We start from the raw sequence: 7,174 nt of genomic DNA, 5'->3' as shown, positions 1-7,174 counted from the left end.
ACGGCGCAGCCCTCGGGGTGCTCGGCGCGCTCTCGACACTCGGCGCGGTCGTGCTCGACGGGCGCAGCCCTCGGGGCGCTCTCGGTGCTCGGGGCGATTGCGATGCGCACGGCGCAGCCCTCGGGGTGCTCGGCGCGCTCTCGACACTCGGCGCGGTCGTGCTCGACGGGCGCAGCCCTCGGGGCGCTCTCGGTGCTCGGGGCGATTGCGATGCGCACGGCGCAGCCCTCGGGGCGCTCTCGACGCTCGGCGCGCGCTCGGCGCGGTCGTGCTCGACGGCGCAGCCCTCGGGGTGCTCTCGACGCGCGGCGCGGTCGTGCTCGACGGGCGCAGCCCTCGGGGTGCTCTCGACGCTCGGCGCGGTCGTGCTCGACGGCGCAGCCCTCGGGGTGCTCTCGACGCTCGGCGCGGTCGTGCTCGACGGGCGCAGCCCTCGGGTCGCTTCGACGCTCGGGGCGATTGCGATGCGCACGGCGCAGCCCTCGGGGCGCTCGGCGCGGTCGTGCTCGACGGCGCAGCCCTCGGGGCACTCATAACGCTCGGCGCGATGCGGGCGCACGGTGCAGCCCTCGGGGTGCCCGGCGCGGCGTGAACGCACGAGCGGCGTCCCGCCACGCCTACGCCTGCTCTGTGACACGGTACGAATACCAGCCGAAAAACTACGCTTCGTGCCTTGGTGGCCTCGTTCTGTTGTCAACAATGCGCTGCCAGCAGCAGGAGAGGCAAGACGAGCAGCAGGGTGAGCGCGAGGCTCAGGACCAGACCGGTCGAACTCTCCCGCTCCCTCGAACCCAAGCATATTGTCAGGACCCCCAGACCTAGCGGAAGGAAGGCCCCGGCAGTGAGGAAACCCCTTGTGACACCGCTCCAATAACCATACCCCTTGTAACTTGCGACCCGCCAAAATAGCCACGCCGCACATCCATAGTTGGCGAGCATTATTATTACATAATACGGCATCCTTTTCATGAACAATGGCTTATCACGAGCGGCGAACGGCGGCAACGCGACGCGGGGCGGACGGCAGCCTTCGGGGGCGCTCTCGACGCTCGGGGCGCTCGGCGCGGTCGAGGTCGACGTCGCGGCCCTCGGGGCGCTCTCGACGCGCGGCGCGATGCGAGGCGCACGGCGCACCCCTCGGGGTGCTCTTGACGCTCGGGGCGATTGCGAGGCACACGGCGCAGCCCTCGGGGCGCTCGGCGCGGTCGTGCTCGACGGCGCAGCCGCCGGGGCGCTCTCGACGCTCGGCGCAGCTCTGATCATTCCGTCGGCGGGGAGGTCGGCTCTTGACAGCAAAAAACGCGCGGGTCAACGGCTTTGGGTTCGCTGATCAGTTCGCCGCCGCTTGCTTCGCACGTGCCGGGCTCATTCGCGATCCACTTCGCCTCCATGGATCCGAGCGAGAAAGCAGCGCCCCCAAAGCCGACGCAACTCCCCGGCACCGCCGGAACATCTTTGAAAAGAGGCATTGGAACCCCGGCGCATGCCGTATCCTGATATGCCGAAAACGAGACGGTGCATTGTGCGCCCGTGGGCTCCCCACATTCACAGGGCGAACAATCGACCTGACCATCAGTTCCCGAATAGAACACCAATCGCTCGGGAAACGCCGCTGGACATTGCGGCAGCTTCTGCTCGTCGACGGGCAGAAGGTATTGCACGCACTGACGAAATTCAGGAGGCGGCGGTTCCGTGCTTGGTAGACATACCTCTCCGGTAATGGGACAAGGGCCATCCGCTACTCCCTGACAAGCTTTCGCGAACTTGCCCCAGTAAATACCGTTCGCGAACGATCGCGGCTGTGGCGCGAACCCCGGGGGGGTAGGAACTGGATCGACGCTCGGCTCGCATGGCGACACGACCGCGGGGGCTAGCTCGATCGACGAAAAACTTCCTGGGGGGAGCACGGAGGGGGAGACACAAGAGCCATCCCAGCCTTCCGGACCGGGATAGTCCGTTGGATTGGCGCCTTGGCAGAAGCTTGCGGGATCCGCGGCGATACCCGCTGGCAATGAGCACGCCGCTGGACCACACGAGCAAGCCGCGCATTGGAATGATACGCTTAGGTCGGCGAATCCCGTATAAAACACGCCACTCGCGCGCTCGGGGCAATCGGGCGCTTCTTCCTCCGGTCCGATCCAGAGCAAAACCGCTCGCTCGCGGAAGTCCGATGTTCCCATGGGCACGCACTGTCCGCCGGAACGCTCGCACGATAGCGGCTCGATCGAGCCTCCCCCGTCGGGGGGGAAGCAATCACCATTAATATCGGCGTCAGGATTCGCATCGGGCAGACAGTAAACGTACGTATGCCAAGGCTCAGTCGTGCAGCCATTGATGACCATCAGCGTGCCAGTGCACAGACTGCCCACGACTACTGAAACGATAAACCCTGCCGTGATCCGACGTGTGAGCATGACGATAGCCTTTCTAGCGCCCGAACATCATCAATGCAGATACAGAGAAGATAAACCTTTGGGTTTGCCAAGCTGAGGCCACGGAACCGTTGGGAGCAACAACATCGACTGCCATATCCCGGGTCAGTGCCGTAGCATCTAAGAATAGGCGTGCGGCGACACTGCCCTTGATCCTGTACGTCGCACCGACGCCAAGTCCGAATGACGGGATGACGCCTCGATCCGCATCGGCGCGATACAATTCATTTGGCAAAACTTGGCGCTCGAAAAACGTGGCGCCCCCGTACGCGCAGCCGTCCAGCCATTGCCATTGCACGCACGGCCCCACAACAGCAGAAACCGAGAATATGTCGATTGGCCGGTTGCCAACATCACCAAGCGACCATGCGCCTTTTGCAACGGCCATGACTGAAAAGCTTTGGCGTCGATACTGGCCCACAAGGGAGAAGCCAAGGGACGGAGAGGGGGCCGCGCCGAATACCATCACAGGCCCGATGCCACCATTGAAGCGAGGCGGCGCCTCTACCTTCAATGGCAAGGGCCCTCGCGCGACATGCGCCGCCCGGGCAACTTCGCGCACAATTACACGTCGTTCCTTCGGCTCCTTCTCGATGGTTATGACCCGAGGCTGACTCTCGTCAGGCTCGGGAAACTCGAATTGCAGGAGAATCGACTTTCCGCCGACACACTCGGCGGTCTGTTTGAGATCTTTACGGCCCGTTAATGTCGCGGAGATGTCTGTCTTTCCAGGCGATATGAACGTCCAAAACGCGCCTTCGCTTCGGACGCGCCTGTCGACTCCGATCGATACCATGGCGTCGACATCGTTGACCAAGATATCGACCCGACAGACACGCTTGCGCACGCGTTCGTAAGCCTCAAAGAATTGCCTACGTTCTGCCGACGATATCCCGGCTGCCTCGGATACCGCAACTTGCAACGCAAATGCCATTGTGAGATCGGTTTGCGGGTCTGGCAGAAACATTGAAAGCACGAGCCCAAGGCGTCCGGACAGGCGAGGATCGTGCTTAATCGTCAGGGCCTCCGTATATGTATCGGCAGCCTCATTTAGCCGCCCCGCTTCGAGGGCCCGATCTCCCGCCGCAACGCGCGCCTTGAACCGCTCTTCCTCCTCGGGGCTTAACTTACGATACCGGCTGGCGCGCGTGGGTTTCGGTTCGTCGGGTTTCGACTGCGCGGGCTTCTCTGGTTCAGCCGCCTTAATGGGCGCCGAAAGCGAAAGTAGGAGCAGAGCGGCCAGGGCGAAGGTGCGAGACACGAGGGAGCATCCTACAGGATCGGACGAACCCCGGGAAGGGGTACGGTAAGATCGGACGAACCTTTGCACCGTGCGATCCGCAAGTCTGTCGCCGTCGAGCGACCACGCCGAGCGCCGAGTACGCCCCGAGGGCTGCGCCGTCGAGCACGACCGCGCCGAACGCCGCGAGGGCTGCGCCGTCGAGCACGACCGCGCCGAGCTTCCCAGGGCTGCGCCGTCGAGCACGACTGCGCCGAGCGTCGCGAGGGCCGCGCCGTCGAGCATGGCTGCGCCGATCGTCGAGAGGGCTGCCCCGTCGAGCATCGCTGCGCCGATCGCCGCGAGGGCTGCGCCGTCGAGCACGCGCCACACTGAGCGCGCGCCGAGCGGCGCGAGGACTGCGCCGAGCGCCGAGCGGCGGGCGTTCGTGCCAGGGTTCGATCTCGTGCCATGACACGAACTGTCGCGAGGGCTGCGCCGTGCGCCGAAGCGTCGCGCCGAGCGTCCCGAGGGCTGCGCCGCGCCGCGTGACGCGCGGGGGTCTTACTTGTAATAACTCGCTCCGGAGGGGCTGTAATAACTCGGCCGAGCGTTTCGCCCCGAGGCTGCGCCGTCCCCCGTTCTCGGCGCCGGATGCGTATTTCGCCAAGTTTGACCACCCGTTTCGCGTTCGCTGACCACTTTTCCACAGGCTCCGAGAACGAGAGGGGCGCGCGTCCCCGCGCGCCCCTCGTAGTCGCTCCTTCTTCATCGCACGCAGGGCGGGTCAAGGGCCCGAATCCGCTAGGATTTCGGCGGAGCCGACCCTTGACGCGCCCGAGTACGATGGCCCTCCGCGGGGGGTGGTCAATCGCCGCGAAACGGGTGGTCACGGTGGCGAAATCACTGGTCACGCCGCCGCGAAACAGGTGGTCACGATGGCGCGAAACACGCACGCCGGAGAACAGCGCGCCGATCCGAGCTTTCCAGGGCTGCGCCGTCGAGCACGATCGCGCCGAGCTTCGGGCCGCGCCGAGCGCCGCGAGGGCTGCGCCGTCGAGCACGCGCCGAGCTTCCCAGGGCCGCGCCGTCGAGCACGACGTGCCGATCGCCGCGAGGGCCGCGCCGTCGAGCACGACGTGCCGATCGCTGCGAGGGCCGCGCGGAGCGTCGAGAGCGCCGCGAGGGCTGCGCCGTCGAGCACGACCGCGCCGAGCGTCGAGAGCGCCGCGAGGGCTGCGCCGTCGAGCACGACGTGCCGATCGCTGCGAGGGCCGCGCCGAGCGTCGAGAGCGCCGCGAGGGCTGCGCTGTCGCGCACGACCGCGCCGAGCTCCCAGGGCCGCGCCGAGCGCCGTGAGGGCCGCGCCGCGATGGCCGCGATTCGTTCGGGGGAGGCGATGCAATCAGACGGCCTAAGTGCCCGAAATGAGACCTGTTGAAAGAATTTCGGGTGATTCGTTTAGTTGAAAGCGAATCAATCACGGGCAACCGAACGTCACAAAAACTCGTTGAAACCAAGGTCCGCCGAGCATGAGACGAATCGTTTCCCTATAAATTACCGCGTTTGCGTAGGGGCGGGGGACGAGGGCTGCGCCGTCGAGCACGACGCGCCGAGCGCCGCGCGAGGACTGCGCCGAGCGTCGAGATCGCCGCGAGGGCCGCACCGTCGAGCACGACGTGACGAGCGCCGCGCGAGGACTGCGCCGAGCGTCGAGAGCGCCGCGAGGGCCGCGCCGTCGAGCATGGTCGCGCCGAGCACGCGCGCCGAGCGTCGCGAGGGCTGCGCCGCGCCGAGCACGCGCGCCGAGCGTCGAGCATGCCCCGAGGGCCGCGCCGTCGAGCATGATCGCACCGAGCACGCGCGCCGAGCGTCGAGAGCGCCGCGAGGGCTGCGCCGTCGAGCACGACCGCGCCGAGCGTCGCGAGGGCTGCGCCGCGTCGAGCGCGCGCGCCGACCATCGATGACGCCCCGAGGGCCGCGCCGTCCCCCCCGTTCTCCGCACCGGAGAACAGCGCGCCGTTCCCGGGCCTTCTGGCTACATCTCGCGTGGTTACGCGTGGATCGAGGGCCGCGTATCTTCGGCGAAGAAACGGAGCCGGGGAGGGCCGCGCCGAGCGCCGCGAGGGCCGCGCCGTCGAGCACGATCGCGCCGAGCGTCGAGAGCGCCGCGAGGGCTGCGCCGTCGAGCACGACCGCGTCGAGCGTCGAGAGCGCCCCGAGGGCCGCGCCGTCGAGCATGATCGCGCCGAGCGTCGAGAGCGCCCCGAGGGCTGCGCCGTCGAGCACGACGCGCCGAGCGCCGCGAGGGCTGCGCCGAGCGTCGAGAGCGCGGCGAGGGCTGCGCCGTCGAGCACGACCGCGCCGAGCTTCCCAGGGTCGCGCCGAGCGTCGAGAGGGCCGCCTAGCGCGCCGCGAGGGCTGCCCCGAGGGCTGCCCCGTTGTGTTGTCACGCATGTCTCGGGTCCGTGTGTCTCGCGAGACAAGCCCCTCCGAGACAACGTGACAAGAAACGCGAGCCCTCCGCGCACGTCCCCCTTGACAAGCGCCCCGAGGGCTACGCCGTCGAGCACGACCGCGCCGAGCGCCCCGAGGGCTGCCCCGTCAAGGGGCTTGTAATTAGTTCAGGTTTTTGTGTGCTAATTCGTTGCCTAAGTGCCCGAAATCAGGCCCGTCAAAAGGATCCGGGGAACTGAATTAGTCTAGGGTGTTTATTAATTCCGGGCGAACGAACGGCAGCAAACCCCTTGAAACGAAGCGCCGCGAGAAGCCCGACAATTAGTTCGCCTACAAGACACGGCCCTTGCGCCACGGCGGAGGGACGAGGGCTGCGCTGTCGAGCACGACCGCGCCGAGCGCCCCGAGGGCTGCGCCGAGCGGCGCGAGGGGGCGCCCGTCAAGCGGAAGCGTTCCGCGTGGCTCACGAGGGGCTTGTGGGCTTGTGCTCACAAGTGGCTTGTGGCGCAAGCCTCACGGCTACAAGCCAGAAGCGCCCACGGGGGGCTTGCGTGCGCCGAGCGGCGCGCGAGGGCTGCGCCGTCGAGCACGACCGCGCCGAGCGGGACTTACGATAAGTCGCAGCGCGCCCGCGGTGTGCTGCGGTGTGCTAATCGCTCCACTGTGCCACGGCACACTCGCGGAGCGGGACACACTGCGCGGCGAGCGGGACGCTTAGCGTAAGCGGTCCACGCGAGGGGACCGCGCGCCGCCTCCCGCGGTCCCCTCGCACGCTCACGCAAGGCGCGCTCTCACGCGTGAGGCTGCGCCCGCGTAAGACTGAGAGCGGCGGCGCCGCCAAGGGGGCGGCTCGCATGCGAGCCGCACCGAGCGCCGCGACGTTTACACCGTCGGGGACCAGGCCGAGCGCCCCAGGTCTACGCCGTCGAGCATGTAACGCCGTCCGTGTGAAAAGGTCCAACCTTTCAGTCAATGACGGGGGGACCGCGGGAAGCCCTGGAACAAACGTGGTAGCGCATACAATTTTGGATTCTGCTTGTAGCCGGGCGAAAGTTGTGAGACGCCT

The 7,174-nt window shown here is 67.2% G+C and carries 4 protein-coding genes and 1 pseudogene; 2 read left to right on the top strand and 3 right to left on the bottom strand.

All coding sequences use genetic code 11. The features are described 5' to 3' along the window. Positions 1-536, top strand: a pseudogene (locus GF068_RS44005) (hypothetical protein); the annotation flags it as partial. Positions 537-2,427: 1,891 nt separating this feature from the next. Here the strand turns inward: GF068_RS44005 and GF068_RS42345 are convergent. Beyond that, positions 2,428-3,693, bottom strand: a complete 1,266-nt coding sequence (locus tag GF068_RS42345) for a hypothetical protein (RefSeq protein WP_153825269.1) — start codon at positions 3,691-3,693, stop codon at positions 2,428-2,430. 70 nt (positions 3,694-3,763) lie between these two features. Between GF068_RS42345 and GF068_RS42340 the strand changes: the two genes are divergently transcribed. After that, positions 3,764-4,126, top strand: coding sequence for a hypothetical protein (locus tag GF068_RS42340; RefSeq protein ID WP_153825268.1), 363 nt, complete (start codon positions 3,764-3,766; stop codon positions 4,124-4,126). A gap of 435 nt (positions 4,127-4,561) precedes the next feature. Here the strand turns inward: GF068_RS42340 and GF068_RS42335 are convergent, their stop codons facing one another. Then, the gene (locus tag GF068_RS42335; RefSeq protein WP_153825267.1) at positions 4,562-4,903 is read right to left on the bottom strand and encodes a hypothetical protein; all 342 of its coding nucleotides are present in this window, start codon (positions 4,901-4,903) and stop codon (positions 4,562-4,564) included. Between the two features lie 305 nt (positions 4,904-5,208). Then, complete coding sequence (locus tag GF068_RS42330) at positions 5,209-5,940, bottom strand: hypothetical protein (RefSeq protein ID WP_153825266.1); 732 nt, start codon at positions 5,938-5,940, stop codon at positions 5,209-5,211. Positions 5,941-7,174: the final 1,234 nt, after the last annotated feature.

Origin of the sequence: Polyangium spumosum, assembly GCF_009649845.1 — a bacterium.
In the GTDB taxonomy this organism is placed as follows: Bacteria; Myxococcota_A; Polyangia; order Polyangiales; family Polyangiaceae; genus Polyangium; species Polyangium spumosum.
The sequence above is the reverse complement of the archived record's forward strand: the minus strand, read 5'-3'. Positions and strand labels throughout refer to the sequence as shown.